Source organism: Colwellia psychrerythraea, from assembly GCF_000764225.1.
GTDB classification, from domain to species: domain Bacteria; phylum Pseudomonadota; class Gammaproteobacteria; order Enterobacterales; family Alteromonadaceae; genus Colwellia; species Colwellia psychrerythraea_D.
The window spans coordinates 124,267-140,223 of the sequence record NZ_JQED01000037.1 but is presented as its reverse complement, the minus strand read 5'-3'; the positions used below and the strand labels follow the sequence as shown (position 1 = coordinate 140,223).

At 37.4% G+C, this 15,957-nt stretch carries 16 protein-coding genes; 7 read left to right on the top strand and 9 right to left on the bottom strand.

Translation table 11 applies throughout. The features are described 5' to 3' along the window. The first annotated feature begins 21 nt into the window (after positions 1–21). From nrdA to yfaE, 3 genes are all read left to right on the top strand, one after another. Positions 22–2,292 carry a class 1a ribonucleoside-diphosphate reductase subunit alpha gene (gene nrdA, locus ND2E_RS07840; RefSeq protein WP_033094479.1) on the top strand — a complete coding sequence of 757 codons (2,271 nt, stop codon included), beginning with the start codon at positions 22–24 and terminating at the stop codon, positions 2,290–2,292. A 113-nt stretch (positions 2,293–2,405) separates the two neighbouring features. After that, positions 2,406–3,536 carry a class Ia ribonucleoside-diphosphate reductase subunit beta gene (nrdB, locus tag ND2E_RS07845; RefSeq protein ID WP_033094478.1) on the top strand — a complete coding sequence of 377 codons (1,131 nt, stop codon included), beginning with the start codon at positions 2,406–2,408 and terminating at the stop codon, positions 3,534–3,536. Between the two features lie 93 nt (positions 3,537–3,629). After that, positions 3,630–3,890, top strand: a complete 261-nt coding sequence (gene yfaE, locus ND2E_RS07850; protein WP_150113765.1) for a class I ribonucleotide reductase maintenance protein YfaE — start codon at positions 3,630–3,632, stop codon at positions 3,888–3,890. A gap of 513 nt (positions 3,891–4,403) precedes the next feature. Here yfaE and ND2E_RS07855 read toward each other — a convergent pair. From ND2E_RS07855 to ND2E_RS07880, 6 genes are all read right to left on the bottom strand, one after another. Beyond that, a complete protein-coding gene (locus ND2E_RS07855; protein WP_033094477.1) occupies positions 4,404–4,604 on the bottom strand; it encodes a hypothetical protein in 201 nt (66 codons plus the stop codon). 33 nt (positions 4,605–4,637) lie between these two features. Next, the gene (locus ND2E_RS07860; RefSeq protein ID WP_033094476.1) at positions 4,638–6,494 is read right to left on the bottom strand and encodes a nitric oxide reductase activation protein NorD; all 1,857 of its coding nucleotides are present in this window, start codon (positions 6,492–6,494) and stop codon (positions 4,638–4,640) included. Between the two features lie 213 nt (positions 6,495–6,707). Further along, positions 6,708–7,124, bottom strand: coding sequence for a hypothetical protein (locus ND2E_RS07865; protein ID WP_150113764.1), 417 nt, complete (start codon positions 7,122–7,124; stop codon positions 6,708–6,710). A gap of 54 nt (positions 7,125–7,178) precedes the next feature. Further along, a complete protein-coding gene (locus ND2E_RS07870; protein ID WP_190277838.1) occupies positions 7,179–7,448 on the bottom strand; it encodes a cytochrome C oxidase subunit IV family protein in 270 nt (89 codons plus the stop codon). Between the two features lie 48 nt (positions 7,449–7,496). Next, entirely contained in the window at positions 7,497–8,081 is a 585-nt protein-coding gene (locus ND2E_RS07875) for a cytochrome c oxidase subunit 3 family protein (RefSeq protein ID WP_223303631.1), read from the bottom strand. A 15-nt stretch (positions 8,082–8,096) separates the two neighbouring features. Then, positions 8,097–8,879 carry a CbbQ/NirQ/NorQ/GpvN family protein gene (locus tag ND2E_RS07880; RefSeq protein WP_033094473.1) on the bottom strand — a complete coding sequence of 261 codons (783 nt, stop codon included), beginning with the start codon at positions 8,877–8,879 and terminating at the stop codon, positions 8,097–8,099. A gap of 240 nt (positions 8,880–9,119) precedes the next feature. Between ND2E_RS07880 and ND2E_RS07885 the strand changes: the two genes are divergently transcribed. The 3 genes from ND2E_RS07885 (at position 9,120) to ND2E_RS07895 (ending at position 10,589) form a co-directional block, all read left to right on the top strand. Next, positions 9,120–9,695 carry a septation protein A gene (locus tag ND2E_RS07885; protein ID WP_033094472.1) on the top strand — a complete coding sequence of 192 codons (576 nt, stop codon included), beginning with the start codon at positions 9,120–9,122 and terminating at the stop codon, positions 9,693–9,695. Positions 9,696–9,748: 53 nt separating this feature from the next. Next, complete coding sequence (locus ND2E_RS07890; RefSeq protein ID WP_033094471.1) at positions 9,749–10,051, top strand: YciI family protein; 303 nt, start codon at positions 9,749–9,751, stop codon at positions 10,049–10,051. 106 nt (positions 10,052–10,157) lie between these two features. After that, positions 10,158–10,589: a lysozyme inhibitor LprI family protein gene (locus ND2E_RS07895; RefSeq protein ID WP_033094470.1), complete on the top strand. Its 432-nt coding sequence runs from the start codon at positions 10,158–10,160 to the stop codon at positions 10,587–10,589. A 206-nt stretch (positions 10,590–10,795) separates the two neighbouring features. Here the strand turns inward: ND2E_RS07895 and ND2E_RS07900 are convergent, their stop codons facing one another. From ND2E_RS07900 to ND2E_RS07910, 3 genes are all read right to left on the bottom strand, one after another. Continuing rightward, on the bottom strand, positions 10,796–11,863 hold the full coding sequence (locus tag ND2E_RS07900) for an AI-2E family transporter (protein ID WP_033094469.1): 1,068 nt from the start codon (positions 11,861–11,863) through the stop codon (positions 10,796–10,798). A gap of 174 nt (positions 11,864–12,037) precedes the next feature. Further along, entirely contained in the window at positions 12,038–14,551 is a 2,514-nt protein-coding gene (locus ND2E_RS07905) for an ABC transporter permease (protein WP_033094468.1), read from the bottom strand. After that, complete coding sequence (locus tag ND2E_RS07910) at positions 14,541–15,254, bottom strand: ABC transporter ATP-binding protein (RefSeq protein ID WP_033094467.1); 714 nt, start codon at positions 15,252–15,254, stop codon at positions 14,541–14,543. Before ND2E_RS07910 ends, ND2E_RS07905 begins: the two co-directional genes overlap by 11 nt. Here ND2E_RS07910 and ND2E_RS07915 point away from each other — a divergent pair. Beyond that, positions 15,253–15,873 (top strand): arylesterase, encoded by a 621-nt coding sequence (locus ND2E_RS07915; RefSeq protein ID WP_033094466.1) that lies wholly within the window; start codon positions 15,253–15,255, stop codon positions 15,871–15,873. The genes ND2E_RS07910 and ND2E_RS07915 overlap by 2 nt on opposite strands. Positions 15,874–15,957: the final 84 nt, after the last annotated feature.

Genomic DNA, 15,957 nt, shown 5'->3' with positions numbered 1-15,957 from the left:
TAATCGCTTTACAGGTACTTCATGAATAACAACCTCTTTGTAACTAAACGAAATGGTGAGAAAGAATCCATTGATTTAGAAAAAATTCACCGTGTCATTGCTTGGGCTGCTGACGGCTTAGAACAAGTCTCTGTTTCTCAAGTTGAATTAAAGTCTCACATTCAGTTTTATGACGGTATAAAAACTGAAGATATTCATGAAACAATTATTAAAGCAGCGGCTGATTTGATATCTGAGGATACACCAGACTATCAATACCTAGCAGCGCGTTTAGCTGTTTTTCACCTACGTAAAAAAGCCTACGGACAATTTGAGCCACCAGCTCTTTATGATCATGTAGTTAAGCTCGTTGAAGCTGGCAAATATGATCAACATTTATTATCAGATTATACTAAAGAAGATTTTGAGCATATGGCCAGCTTTTTGGACCATAGCCGTGATTTAAACTTCAGTTATGCTGCAATGAAACAGCTTGAAGGTAAGTACTTAGTACAAAACCGAGTCAGTGGTGAAATTTACGAAAGTGCTCAATTTTTATATATTTTAGTGTCTGCCTGTTTATTTGCTAAATATCCTGTTGAGACGCGCTTACGATATGTTGAAGATTTTTATCACGCAATTTCTCGTTTTAAAATATCATTACCTACCCCGATCATGGCTGGTGTTCGTACGCCAACGCGTCAATTCTCCTCTTGTGTATTGATCGAATGTGGCGATAGCTTAGATTCAATTAACGCCACATCAAGTGCGATTGTTAAGTATGTATCTCAGCGTGCAGGGATCGGTGTCAATGCTGGTCGTATACGTGCATTGGGTAGTACAATCAGAAATGGTGAAGCATTCCATACCGGTTGTATTCCATTTTTTAAGCATTTCCAAACAGCCGTTAAAAGTTGTTCGCAGGGTGGTGTTCGCGGCGGTGCTGCTACATTGTTTTATCCTTTGTGGCACCTTGAAGTAGAAAGCTTATTAGTACTTAAAAATAACCGTGGTGTCGAAGAGAACCGTGTTCGTCATTTAGATTATGGTGTGCAATTTAATAAGTTAATGTATCAGCGCTTAATTAAAGGTGGCTCTATAACGCTATTTAGTCCTAGTGATGTTCCAGGACTATATGATGCTTTCTTTGAAGACCAAGATAAATTTGAACAGTTATACGTACAATATGAAAACGATGACTCAATACGCAAAAAGCGTATTAAAGCGATTGAATTATTTACTCTGTTTGCGCAAGAGCGTGCAAGTACAGGCCGTATATACTTACAAAACGTAGATCACTGTAATACACACAGTCCATTTGATCCAAATAAAGCGGCTATTCGCCAGAGTAATTTGTGTTTAGAAATTGCCTTACCGACTAAGCCAATGAATGATATAAATGATGAGAATGGCGAAATTGCGCTTTGTACACTTTCTGCATTCAACTTAGGTGCTATCGATTCATTAGATGAATTAGAGAGTTTAGCTGACTTAGCTGTTCGTGCATTAGATAGTTTATTAGATTATCAAGATTACCCTATTGCGGCAGCACAAAGTGCAAGTATGGCACGTAGAACACTCGGTATTGGTGTTATTAATTACGCATACTATCTTGCTAAAAACGGACTTTATTACTCAAACGGTAGTGCAAATAATTTAACTCACCGTACATTTGAAGCAATTCAGTTTTATTTACTCAAAGCGTCAAATGAGTTAGCAAAAGAACAAGGTGCCTGCCCTAAATTTGATGAGACTATTTTATCAAAAGGCATTTTACCTATTGATACTTATAAGAAGTCAATCGATGATCTCACCGCTGAACCACTTCATTTAGATTGGGAAAGTTTACGTGAAAGTATAAAAGAGCATGGGGTAAGAAACTCAACAGTCTCTGCACTAATGCCGTCAGAAACCTCATCACAAATATCTAACGCAACCAACGGTATTGAACCGCCACGAGGTTTGATAAGTGTTAAAGCCAGTAAAGATGGCATCTTAAAGCAAGTTGTACCTGAATACGAAAAACTTAAAGATAACTATGAGTTGCTGTGGAACATTCCAGATAACCAAGGGTATCTAGAGCTCGTTGGCATCATGCAAAAGTTTGTCGACCAAGCTATCTCGGCAAATACCAATTATGATCCAAATAAGTTTGAAGGTGGTAAAGTTCCGGTTAAACAAATCTTAAAAGATATACTAACGGCCTATAAAATAGGGGTTAAAACACTTTATTACCACAACACCCGTGATGGCGCTAGCGATGATATTGAGCCAGAAGATGATGGGTGTGCTGGCGGTGCTTGTAAAATATAATCATTTTATTTATTTACCGTTTGTAAATTACTCAATTTAATCTATCAATTTAAAGCCTAGTAATACACTAGGCTTTTGCTACTACAGCACTGTAGTCCCAAAGGAATAAAAACATGACGTATACCACGTTTAATCAAATACCTAATAACGCACTTTTAGAGCCAATGTTTTTAGGTAATAGCGTTAACGTTTCTCGCTATGATCAACAACGTTATATTGCTTTTGAAAAATTAATTGAAAAACAATTAAGCTTTTTTTGGCGTCCGGAAGAAGTTGATGTTTCTAAAGATAGAGCTGATTGGCAAAGTCTAACCGATTCTGAAAAACATATTTTTATTTCTAACTTAAAATATCAAACACTTTTAGATTCAATGGCTGCACGTTCTGTTAATGCGGTATTGCTGCCTTTAGTATCATTACCTGAAGTAGAGACATGGGTTGAAACATGGGCATTTAGTGAAACCATTCACTCACGCTCTTACACTCATATTCTTCGTAATTTATTTACTGAACCGGGTGAAATTTTTGACGATATAATCGTTAACCCTGCCATCTTAAAACGTGCTTCAAGTATTGCTAAGTATTTTGATGACGTCATTCTTACGACTCAATTACTTCAATCTCAAGGCGAAGGCACTTATGAAATCGAAGGCAAGAAAGTCGAAGTTTCAACGCGAAAACTTAAAGAACGTTTATACCTTGCTGTTTGTTCTGTTAATGCATTAGAAGCAATCAGATTTTACGTCAGCTTTGCTTGCTCATTTGCTTTTGCTGAGCGTGAATTACTTGAAGGTAATGCAAAGATTATTAAATTAATTGCACGAGATGAAGCGCTTCATTTAACCGGTACCCAACATATTCTCAATAACTGGAAATCAGGCAAAGATGATCCTGAAATGAAAATTATTAGTGAAGAACTGAGTGATGAAGGATTGCAGATTTTCTTGGATGTTGTTGAACAAGAAAAGGAATGGGCCCAATATTTATTTAAAGATGGCTCAATGATTGGACTCAATGCCGATATCTTAAATCAATATATTGAATATATTTCAAATCAGCGTTTAACTGCCATCGGTTTTGATGCACCATTCAATATAAAAAGTAACCCGTTACCATGGATGAATGCATACCTTGTCAGTGATAACGTACAAGTTGCACCTCAAGAGACTGAAATATCAAGCTATTTAGTTGGGCAAGTTGATTCTTCTGTTGATGCTGATGATTTTGACGATTTTGATTTGTAAGCAAGACATACTGATGGTATTCGCCTTAATTTAAGCGCTTTGAAAGTGTATGAATGTAAAAATACCAATCAAAATGTGAAGGAAGCCATCAAATTGCCACTAAAAATTAATGTTCAGAGTAAAGTTGTTCATTATGAGAATAATGAACAAACGTTACTAGAATGTTTAGAATCAGCCGATGTTGAAGTGCACTATCATTGTCGTGATGGCTTTTGTGGTGCATGCCGAGTTACCCTAGTAGAAGGCGAAATTAACTATCCTCAGGGGGAGCCTTTAGCCTTTGTCGGAGATAAAGAAATTCTGCCTTGCTGCTGCACCCCTGTTACTGACATTACCTTGTTAATTGGCGAATAAAGTTCACTATTCAACATCAATGTAATCAACAACTGGTTTATCCCACAGCTGAATATCAGTAAAAAACAAAATTTATTTTCGAAACCCGTGGGTATAGTCTCTACAATTAATTATCAACAACGATTATCAAGTGCACTACTTCTAATGAAAGCACGAATGCCAATAGCAGTTTCAATCCATAATGTCGTGCAATAGAACAGCATCACTCAAACTAAGTTGCTGCATGTTTTCCTTTAGAACATTCGACTTCGATTACCATTTAACCTCCTTACCTTGTGCCATAATATAGCGAACAACAGTAATAATTAATTGCATTCACTTGCGTGAAAGTTAAATCAGTGGGGAGTTGGATCCTGTTTATAAAAGGATTATGTGAATTATCATTATACTACAGCGTAATAAACCGATGACTATTTCAACTAAAAGTAAAAAGCTGTAAGAAAATAACTTTTCTTACAGCTTTAGGCAGTCATTAAATTGCTTAGCACGACTCTAAGCTAGGATATAACGTGGTTATCGTGGTAAATAAAAGACCATTACAATACAAAATACCGCAATAACCCAGAAGGCTTTAAAAAAGAACCTCACCTTAATATTTCGATCGTTTGGGTGCTTCTCTGGTAACTCCATACCACACTGCTGACATTGATTATTATCGCCTTCACAGGTATTTTCAGTTTGACAAAACAAACACGTTTTAGTCTTTTGACTCATGCTATTTCCCTTTTACTTTTCATTTAAAACTACCTACTGTGAAGTCAACTGGTGATACAGTTGTGGCAAACGTAATGGTAGCTGAGCTGGTCTTAAAATTTGAGTAAAACCGTCATTGCCAAATAGATAAGGTAAGTATTCTTGTGCATCAACATCAATTGTTATACAAAAAGGTTTAATACCAAGGCGCTTAGCTTCATTAATTGCTTGATGCGTATCTTCAATACCAAAGCGTCCTTCATAGTGATCAATATCATTGGGCTTGCCATCAGTTAAGATCAGTAACAGTTTGTCAGCCGTTTTCTGCTCACTAATAACCTTAGTCGCTTGACGAATTGCCGCTCCCATTCTGGTATAAAATCCAGGGGTAATGGCCTGTATTCTGCCTCGAACATGGTCATTATATTTTTCATTGAAGTTTTTCAACATAGTAAAGCGAATATTACTGCGTTTTACCGAAGAAAAACCGTACATAGCAAAATTATCTCCTACTGACTGTAAAGCTTCACCAAATAACAATAGGCTATCTTGTACGACGTCGATTACACGATTGTCATTGTCCAAATGCGAGTCTGTAGACATTGATAAATCTGCGAGTAATAAACAAGACAAATCACGATTATTCCCTCGGTAAGATTGGAATAAACCTTTTTCAGCTGTTGCAGCTGTTTTACTCTCCACGTGAAAATCAAGCCAAGCATTTAAATCGAGTTCTTCTCCTTGAGGTTGAGCTTTCAACCAATATTTAACACTTCTTAGCTGCTCAAATTGTGCTTGGATCATTCTTGCCGTTTTTTGTAATTTGACCGGTAATCTTGTTGGCGTAGCATCACGAGGTAACATAGGTTGTAATAAACAACGGTCATCCTCTAATAGTTGTGTTTTATAATTCCATTCAGGTAATTTTATCCCTTCACCAAGTGGAATATCATCCTCAGAAGTTGAAGGTAAGTCTAAGTCTATTTTTATTTGACCACTTTTTTGTTGTTCTTGTTTCTTTGTTAAAGTAATTTTATCGAGATCATCAATAGTGCTTTGATAATCCTCTTCATCTTCATCACTGTCATCTGTACCTCGGTCCATTTTTGAGAATTCACTCCAAGAAAACAAACTTTCTAGGCGAAAAATCATCATGCCGCCACGGCTATCAGGGTCGTCTACACGCTCAGCCTTTTTTCTAGAACTCTTTGCTTTTTTTGCAGATTTTTTTTCTGCATCTTGCTCTTTATTGTCATCTAATAATTCATCTTCATCAATATCAGCGGCGGAAATATCATCACTGCTCGCAGAGGGATAAAGCCATAAATAAACGGCTTGTGGCGCAAAGTTCACCACAGGAAATTGCTCAACAGAGCCCGGCGTTAAGATAGCATTCCTGATTGACTGCTCCATCGTTCTTTCTAGTGGTGGCATTTTTTCTAACTGTGGACGCATAGCCACGAATGCTTTAGCTAAACGGCGATAACGGTTATGCAATGCAGGGAATTTTTCTAATACGTCTACGACTAAAGCTTGGTTGTCCTTAGCCCAATGGCGAAAACTTCCGCTATGATGAGCGGCAAGCACGGCGAGCCAAATATAAAGATCATAATTAAGTGTTTTATCATCAAACACTGCTAACGACTCAGGTAGTCGTAGGCTTTCTTCATCTTGCCAAGCAAGACTAACGAGTTGAGTATCTCCGGATATTTTTTGTAAGAAGCTTTTACGCGTTAAATACTCGCGACCTGTTGCCGCTTCTACCCGTTTAACAACATCACCACCTAGCGCTCGAAACACCATCGCGACTGATTTACTTACTTGATCAAAATTTACTCGCGCATCGTCAAACTCTGGGTTTGCTTTACGAGTAATATATTTATGCCAAAGTCCACCAACCCACTCTTCCATAACCGTAATACGTTCATTTAAATAAATAGTAATTACATTGTATCAACAAAATGGGCTTTTGCCGTGATATGGGTCAACAGAAAGTTATTTTGGCTGAGTAAAGTTCACAGTGAGTGATGGCAAAAAGGGATTATCTGCTCATATCATTATTTTAAGTAAGGTTTTGATAACGAGCCATTATAAAAATTTACTGAAGGGTAGCACTTAAACAATTCAAAAAATTGGCAGTTTCTTCGTCATTGCACGTGATAAATTTAACATGCCAACCAGAACAAAGCCAACATGCAAAGTAATGAAGTAGACGAGACCAACCATGATTGATGCTTCTAGCTGTGAAGAAAAATAAATCATCACTAACGGTATAACAACAAGTAGGAGACCCGCTAATACTGAAAGTTGTAAACTCCTAATGAGATGAATTTTTCCGATGCCTAGATTTCGAATTCTTATTTCATTATATTCAGCCGAGGTTTCTAAGCCAGCATTGGCACGGTTTAGTTGCGTATATTGACGGTAGAAATAAAACAATACTAAAAAGAAGATACCAGGTAATAATAGTAAATTTGCTAAGTATAAAGATTGACAAGTTACTGCAAACTTATCGCTTGATTTAGGGGGGCAATTCATCATAGTTCCCTAATTTTTTCTATAATCAAATTGATTAACTACACTTACGATTATTTATTAAGCTAAATATATAACCGTAATAATTAAAGGCACCAGTACAATATAACTTAAGAATAACGTGCGCCAAAGCTTGGGAGCATTGTTGAGTTCCATAAATATATCAACAATTTGTTGACCTTTAAGTGCAACAATGACTAATGCTCCCATGATGGTTACACTTCTACTATCCACAAACTCAGGTAAGTAAACAGCAATAATACTCAAGGTAATAAGTAGAAACCACCCCTTGGTCGCTGCCGTCATATTGATGGCTTTATTGTTTTGCACTTTCTCACCCTTATGCATAATTTAAGTTATGTAAATGTTCCAATGAGACTAAATAACATATATCAACGGAAATAAAATAATCCACAACAGATCCACCATGTGCCAATAACTAGTACCTGACTCAAAGCCAGATATATCATCATTTTGATACTTACCTTGCCAAGCGCTGTACGCAATAAAAGATAAAATAACCATGCCGAGTAAAACATGCATTAAATGAAAAGCAGTAATTAAAAAATACAGAGTAAAAAAAGTATTCGTTTCAATTGTTATACCTTGCTCAAATAATGAAATATATTCCCAAATTTTCACCGAAATATAAATGATTGCAAATGCTTTGGCTGTTAATAACAAGAATACAGCTTGTTTAGCCTTCGCTTTATGTATTTGGGTTAACGCTATAGCAACAAAAAAGCTACTGGTGATTAGTGCGATTGTATTAATTAAACCTGCCGTTTGATGTAGCTGTGCTTTACCTAAGCTAAACATTTCAGCATTCAGCTGTTCACTGACGGAAAAGCCAATAAAGAAAATGGCAAATACGGTTAGCTCAGCCAGAATAAAAAACCACATGGCTAAATCACCAGGCAATTTTTTATCTGACACTTGCGCTGTTATAGATGGATTACTCATAACATTTACTAAGCACTAATCGAAGTAAATTCTAGCAACATCCATCAAGGCTTGAACCGTTAATGGATCGTCTGACAATGGTTCAGCTAAACAGCAGCGACAAACTTCTAATGGATCCATACCTGAACTAATCATTCTGGCTGCATAAATTAACAAACGAGTAGAAGCAACTTCATCTAAATCATTTTGCTCTAGTCGACGAAGTGCGCCTGCTAACTCAACTAATTTAAAAGCCAAGTGAGGCTCTGCACCCGCTTCTTTAATTAATATTTGTTGTTCAAGTTCAGCACTTGGATATTCAAAGCGTAAAGCAACAAAGCGTTGTCTTGTACTCGCCTTCATGCCCTTTAATAAATTTTGATAGCCTGGGTTATATGAAACCACCAACATAAAACCTGGAGCAGCTTCAAGTAATTCTCCTGTACGCTCTAAAGGCAATATTCTGCGATCATCAGCCAAGGGATGTAAAACAACCGTTGTATCTTTACGCGCTTCAACCACTTCATCTAAATAACAAATGCCGCCTTCACGAACTGCTCGAGTTAGAGGGCCATCTTGCCAATAGGTTCCATTCGGACCAATTAAATGGCGACCGACTAAGTCTGCTGCCGTGAGATCATCATGACATGCCACTGTGTATAAAGGCTTATTAAGCTGTTCAGCCATATGAGCTACAAAACGTGTTTTACCACAGCCCGTTGGCCCCTTAATTAATACTGGTAGTTGATGTTCAAAAGCATAGTTAAACAATGACACTTCATTGCTTTGTTCTTGATAAAATAATTTGTCAGTTGCCATGGGAGACGAATATCTGTGGTTATTAAACTTGGTGCTAAAATACCCTGCTATTGAGCAAAGTACAATTAAACAAAGGCTCTTCGTTGATAAAGATCAATGAGAATGACAAAATAAAGTCTTTATAACCCCGCAATAAGTAAATATAAGCTTGGCTATTAAACTTGCTTTCGTTAACATTACATTATCAGTAGGCGATGATTATATATATCGCGTCATATTTATTCTTAATGTCGGGCATTTATGCAGCTTTTTATTGAATACTTTCCCCTTTTAGTCTTCTTTATTATCAATTTAATTGCAGGTATTTATTGGGCTACTGGCAGTTTAATCATTGCTGCATTCGTACAAATTTTTTACTATAAGTTCAAGAAAGAAAAAATACCTGGCAAGCAATGGATTATATTTAGCCTCATTGTAGTTTTCGGCGGGTTAACCATTTATTTACAAGATGATGCTTTTCTTAAATGGAAAGTTACCATCATTAATGCCTTTTTCGCTGGTGCCTTATTGGTTAGTAACATTTTTTTCAAAAAAAATATCATCAAAGAATTTTTAAGTGAATCACTTTCATTACCTGACAATATTTGGTCGAGATTAAACCTCGCCTGGGCTTTGTTCTTCCTGTTTTGCTCAGCTTTAAATTATTATATCGCTTTTAATTTCGCGTTAGATACTTGGGTTAACTTTAAAGTGTTTGGCTTAACAGGTTTAATGTTTCTTTTCTCTATCACTTCCGTTTTATTTTTATACAAGTACTTACCAATAGAAGAAGTTGAAAATGATACAAATAATAGTATTAATGAAAAACCTAATTAACAGCTCAGTGTCTACTGAGCTAACTCAACCGATTATTTAAAGGAATACCTGCTATGTTTTATGTTATATACAGTGAAGATGTTGAAAACTCTCTCAGCTTGCGCCTATCTGTTCGCGATAAGCATATTGGTCGATTAAAAGACTTACAAGCACAAGGAAAGTTACTATTGGCTGGTCCTTGTCCTGCCATTGATAGTGAAGACCCCGGTGAAGCTGGTTTCACTGGCTCGCTTATTGTTGCCGAGTTCGCTAGTTTAACCGCCGCACAAGCATGGGCAGATGCAGATCCATACATCAGCGCTGGTGTTTATAAAAAAGTAACGGTAAAACCGTATAAGAAGGTATTACCTGCTTAAGTAACATACACCATCAATATAATGCTATTGTTTGCTAATTTCCATACAAGTGAATTAGAACTTTAGCCTCACTGAACTGACATTAACCAGAGCTTGTAACCGCAAAATGATCCGTAACAAAATGCTCATTGCATCAATATTCATATTTCCGTTATTAATGACTACCCCTGCCCAAGCTGCAAAAAGTGTTGCAGAATGCCAACAAAAAAATGCAGATAAAATATCTTCCGCTCCGATGTCTCGCTGTTTAGATGGTGTTATCTCTTTTGTGGATCGTGAGTTACAAACTTGGGTAAATTTACACACTTTTAATTTAGAAGAGAAAGCCCTGACCAATGGACGCTACTCTGCCTTGAAAATGTTTAAACGTTCGCAAAATAACTTTATCACTTATCGTGAAAATGATTGTCGTTGGCAATATTTGGTTATATCGCCTGAAATAGGTGCAGATTTGGCCTACAAAACTTGTTACGTGCAGTTAAGCCAAAACAGGATCAAAGCGCTTAGCGAATTTAAAACGACAAACCCCCTCCCTTAAGTATGAAATACTCAGCCTTCCCCATGAGGTCGATTTAAAAACGATTTATACTGCGTTACTTACTTCGACAAGGAGGTTGTTTGGATACAGCATGCTAAAAATGCAGGCGCATATATCCTGAACAACCATGCTCTTTAAACAATCCCCTACTTAAAGGTGTTTCCAATACCAGCTGAGTCATAGATATTCTACTGGGAAGGCTATAGTTACTCTTCAAGTAATGCTTGCTCGGTTTTATCAACCAATTCAACTTCATCACTTAACATGACTGCTAACCAACGACCTTCTGGTGAGCTTTCTAATCCTATTTTCAATATCATCGTCAGTGGAACACTTAAAAGCATTCCTACGGTGCCTAGCAACCATCCCCAAAAAATCAATGATAAGAAAACAACTAACGTTGATAATCCTAAGCCTTTACCTAAATATCTCGGTTCAATAATATTACCCATTACCATATTTATTAACACAAATCCTAGGCCAATAGCGCCCGCTTCCCCTATACCTAATTGTAAAATAGCGAGTGTCATTGGTGGCACAGCGGCAATAATGGAGCCAATATTTGGAATATAATTAAGCAGGAATGCTAATACTCCCCAAAGTAAGAAGAAGTCTAAACCAAAGCCCCATAACATCAGTGATACGATGCAACCAGTGGCAATACTGACTAAAGTTTTAATCGCAATATAATGATTCACCGAAGATAAAAACCGTTCAATTTGATTTAAACGCATTTGAGGATCATCAAGTGCTAAATGTAATTTATGTGGAAACGTCGATGATTCGAACAACATAAAAACCACCGTTAAAATAATCAAAAACAAGTTCGTCATTACAGAACCAAAACTTGATAACATTTCAGCCGCTAACCCCATCGCTGCAGCGGGATCAAAATATTCAGTCAGTATTGATGAAGAAAGTTGGATATCATGACTATTCAAGAAATTCGTTAACCAAGTAAATTGTTCTTTGAGTTGAATTCGGTACTGCGGTATGTACCCTGAAAGTTCATTTAAAGAGCTGCCCACTAAACCTGTTAAAAATACAGCGACCGTAACAAAAACCACGATAACAGAAATAACCGAAACAGCCTTTGGTATTCTATACTCGCTGGCCTTATTGATTAATGGGTTACAGATGATAGCGATAAATATTGATAACAAAAACGGTACTAAGATATTAGCGGCAGTTTTAATACCCGCGAGAATAATAAAAATAGCCGCGACAGTTACAAACGCTTTGACGATAGAACTATGATTTGAACTTGAAACCATGAAAAATATTCCTTAACTTTTAATCGTTTCAATATACCTTATATATGAAAATTACACTAATTTACTTATACTTAAACTCAAGTAATCAATTAGTTATGAATTTACTTTAAGTCGAACATTATTAAGTAGCTATAAGTGCTCTCAGTAATTAGCTGGGAACACTGATAGTCTGGCTTAGGCAATTTTTCTTAATAAGCCTTGGGTATTTTGTTTCATTGTTCTCGCTACCATAAAATAACCAATAGCTGACACAAAAATAGCACCACTTAACGGACCTAACAGCCAAATATAAGGGTGAAGTTGTCCCTCAACACTAAAGAGTTGCTGTTGAATGACCAGTAAAGCGATATCGCTTACTATAGCTGCAACTAGACCTGCGATAGCACCCAATAACATAAACTCATAAAGTGTTGCTAGTTTGATCAGACGACCTTTTGCACCTAGGGTTCTCAAGATTACCACTTCTTGCATACGCTCAGCCAAACTTGCTTGAACTTGTGAAATAAGAACAAGTGCGCCACTAATCAAAACAATAGACAACACAAAGCCAATAGCTAATGACACTTGCGATATAATCGATTGAGCTTGCTCAATTTGAGACTTTATATCAATCATACTTATCGTTGGATAACGCTGTAAAATTTGGCTTATATCTTTAGTGTGCTTGTCTTCAAGTTTCGCCGCACTAAAGTAGGTTACTGGTACTTTACCAGCCATATTAGGGCTTAAAATCATAACAAAATTAGGTTTTAGCGTTCCCCAATCAACACTCCTAAAACTAGTCACCTTAGCGTCAATTGATTTTTCATTCACTAATAGTGTGATGGTATCTCCCAGTTTTAAACCCAGTGTTTCTCGCCAACCATCAAACACAGAGACTTCTATCTCATCGCCTGCAGTTTCTCCTTCAGCAAACCATGTTCCTTCAGTTATTTCGTTCCCTTCAGGTAATGATGCTAACCAGGTTAAGTTAGGCTCTCTATCGACTCCTTCCCTGTTTTCTTCGTTCTTTTCTTCATCTTCTTGTTTTGATACTTGTCGAGAAAACGCTTCACCATTCACCGCATCAACACGCCCGCTAAACACAGGATAAAAAGCTTCATGAGCAATATTATTATCGGTAAAAAAGGTATTAATGGGCTCTACTTCATGCTCGTTTATATTGATAATGAACATGTTTGGCGCATCTGGAGGAACTTGCATTTGCCAATCTGAAATGATGTCATTTTTTAAAACGACTAAAAATAGCATCAACTTTATCGCTAACGCAAAACTAATAAGTTGTATGGCATTGGCATTGGCTCTCTTTTGCAAGGTCGCAATTGCTAAAGACCAACTAGAACCAGGTCTAAGCCCTAGCTTTCGCCCTGCAGCAAACAATAATCGTGATATCACAAAGAGAACAGTAATCACTAACAAAGTTGAAACAAACAAAATGATGGTTGTGACAATCTCACCACTAAATAACCACATCAAAACAAAAATGGTCATAAAAGAAAGTGTTAAATGTAACCGACTCAGTGCTAAAGCATCACCTAAGTTCCGACGCAAGACACGAAGTGGTGGTATATCAAATAAATCTAATAACGGTTTGAGGGAAAACATCAACGCACAAACAAGGCCAATAAAACTAGATAATAACCAAGGGCGAATTCCGGCATGAGGTAACTCAGCCCCCATAAATTTGGCTAAGTAATCTGCACCAACCGTTTGTAGTGCAAATCCCATCAATAAACCGACAACAATAGAAAAAACCGTCACTAGACTTAAATGCAAAAGAAAAATATTACGTATAACTTTACGACTTCCTCCCAGAGTTTTCATCATAGCAACGGGATCATACTGCCGTTCACAATAACGTTTCGCTGAAACCGCCATAGCAACTGCCGCTAACATAATCCCGAATAGACCCGCGAGTAACAGAAATCGCTCCGCACGATCTAAGTTATTTCCTAAGGGAGACTGCCTATCTTTAATGCCCTCCCAGCTCTGATTACTTTTAAGTTGTGGTTTAAGCCAAGCATAATAATTGCTAAGCTGTTGTTCATTACCAGCAAACAAAAATCGATGAAAAACCCGACTTCCTGCTTGAACAGCCTTAGTGCTAGGAACATCATCATAGCTTAAAAGCACACGTTTGTTACCCGATAAAGAGAAAAATGGCGCGTCAGGCTCTTTTACCAACACTTTACTGACCTTAAAAATCCCAGCTCCTAATTCAACGCTATCCCCCACTTTAACATTAAGGGTATAAAACAAACCTTCACTAAGCCATACTGAACCAAGCGTAGGTCCAGTATCAACTTCATAGGGCTGTCCAGCTAAAGAATCCTTGATGGTTAGTTTACCTTTGAGAGGGTAAGTATCACTTCCCGCTTTTACTGAGCCTAATACCAACTCATCATTAGCAAACAACATGGAATCAAAATAGAGCACTCTCGCTGTTTGCAAACCTTGTTCACTTGCTTTTGTTAGTAGTTGCGCATCAATCGCATGGTTACTAGACAACCGACGGTCAGCAGCAATAAAAGCATTGCTCTTTTGGGCAATATTTAAAGCAATTCGTTCGGTCATCGCAGATAAACTAAACACCGTCAGTACAGCTAACGCTATGGCAGCAAAGATGATCGTTAATTCACCACGTCTAAACTCTCGAGAGAATAGCTTAAAAGCCAGTTTAACCCACATTGGCAGTGACTCCTTCACTTATTTTCTCAAGTTGACCACCTTCAATATGCAAAATACGCTGACATTGTTTGGCCAATTGTTCATCGTGAGTAACAAGTACGAGCGTGGTGCCATTTTGTTTATTTAAATCGAATAATAAATTTTCGATTAAATGACCATTTTTACTATCTAAGTTCGCTGAAGGCTCATCAGCAAAAAGTATTTTAGGGGAGCCAATGAATGCTCTAGCAATTGCTACGCGTTGTTGTTCTCCCCCTGATAGTTGTGACGGGTAATGCTCAAGCCTATGGGACAGTCCAACTTTTTCTAGTAATTCAATTGCCTGTGCCCTAGCGTCATGATCACCAGCCAATTCTGCAGGTAACATCACATTTTCCAATGCCGTTAAACTTTGTACTAGCATAAAGGATTGAAAAACAAAGCCAATTTTTTCAGCTCTTACTCGAGCTCGTGCTTCTTCATCAAGTTTGCTTAAGGCTTCACCATCAAGGTGAACATCGCCTTGGCTAGCAACATCAAGTCCCGCTAATAGGCTTAACAAGGTAGATTTACCTGAGCCAGATGCACCAACAATAGCAACGGACTCACCCGACTTGACAGAAAAGTTTATATCGCTAAGGATAGTGAGGCTTCCTTCAAGTGTGCTAACACGCTTTGTAAGCCCTGACACTCGAATAACATTTAACTGAGAAAGTACTGACATGACTCGTTTTTTCCTAAAATCTAGTATTATTTTAATTTTGATGATTCTATCATTTGCCAGCTTAGCAAATAATAAAATTTTACTTATTGGTGATAGCTTAAGCGCTGGCTATGGCCTTGAGCAAGCACAAGCATGGGTTCATTTGTTACAAAATAAATATAAAGAAAATAATAAAGCGGTCACCATTATTAATACAGCCATCAGTGGTCAAACTACAGATAATGCCTTATTGAAGATTGATGCGTGGTTAGCAGCACACCAACCTAGCCATGTGCTAATTGAACTGGGTGGTAATGATGGTATCAGGGGCTTCCCTGTGAAGTTACTGCAAAAACATTTAACTGAACTTGTGACTAAAAGTCAGCAAAATGGGGCAAAAGTTGCCTTAATGGAAATTCAAATCCCCCCAAATTTAGGGCCAAGATACGGCAAAATGTTCACAGACAGTTACGGCAAAGTTGCTGATAAAACGGGAGCTCATCTCATGTCTTACTTTATGACAGAGATTGCCGTAAATCCTTCATTAATGCTCAATGACAATTTACACCCAAATGCCAAAGCACAGCCCATTATCCGTGATTTTATGTATGATGAAATAGAGAAATGGCTACATGAGTAATGCAGACAAAATCATCATAAAGTATTAAATCTAAGCTAGTCTAACCGGTTGTTTTTAAGGTAAACTTACCTAGGTTATTTGAGT

Coding starts and splice junctions, on each gene's coding strand:
- nrdB (WP_033094478.1), top strand. CDS start 2,406: ATGACGTATACCACGTTTAATCAAATACCTAATAACGCACTTTTAGAG.
- ND2E_RS07890 (WP_033094471.1), top strand. CDS start 9,749: ATGTTTTATGTTATATACAGTGAAGATGTTGAAAACTCTCTCAGCTTG.
- ND2E_RS07875 (WP_223303631.1), bottom strand. CDS start 8,081: ATGAGTAATCCATCTATAACAGCGCAAGTGTCAGATAAAAAATTGCCT.
- ND2E_RS07905 (WP_033094468.1), bottom strand. CDS start 14,551: ATGTGGGTTAAACTGGCTTTTAAGCTATTCTCTCGAGAGTTTAGACGT.
- ND2E_RS07910 (WP_033094467.1), bottom strand. CDS start 15,254: ATGTCAGTACTTTCTCAGTTAAATGTTATTCGAGTGTCAGGGCTTACA.
- ND2E_RS07860 (WP_033094476.1), bottom strand. CDS start 6,494: ATGGAAGAGTGGGTTGGTGGACTTTGGCATAAATATATTACTCGTAAA.
- ND2E_RS07880 (WP_033094473.1), bottom strand. CDS start 8,879: ATGGCAACTGACAAATTATTTTATCAAGAACAAAGCAATGAAGTGTCA.
- ND2E_RS07865 (WP_150113764.1), bottom strand. CDS start 7,124: ATGATGAATTGCCCCCCTAAATCAAGCGATAAGTTTGCAGTAACTTGT.
- ND2E_RS07915 (WP_033094466.1), top strand. CDS start 15,253: ATGACTCGTTTTTTCCTAAAATCTAGTATTATTTTAATTTTGATGATT.
- ND2E_RS07895 (WP_033094470.1), top strand. CDS start 10,158: ATGATCCGTAACAAAATGCTCATTGCATCAATATTCATATTTCCGTTA.
- ND2E_RS07885 (WP_033094472.1), top strand. CDS start 9,120: ATGCAGCTTTTTATTGAATACTTTCCCCTTTTAGTCTTCTTTATTATC.
- ND2E_RS07855 (WP_033094477.1), bottom strand. CDS start 4,604: ATGAGTCAAAAGACTAAAACGTGTTTGTTTTGTCAAACTGAAAATACC.
- nrdA (WP_033094479.1), top strand. CDS start 22: ATGAATAACAACCTCTTTGTAACTAAACGAAATGGTGAGAAAGAATCC.
- ND2E_RS07900 (WP_033094469.1), bottom strand. CDS start 11,863: ATGGTTTCAAGTTCAAATCATAGTTCTATCGTCAAAGCGTTTGTAACT.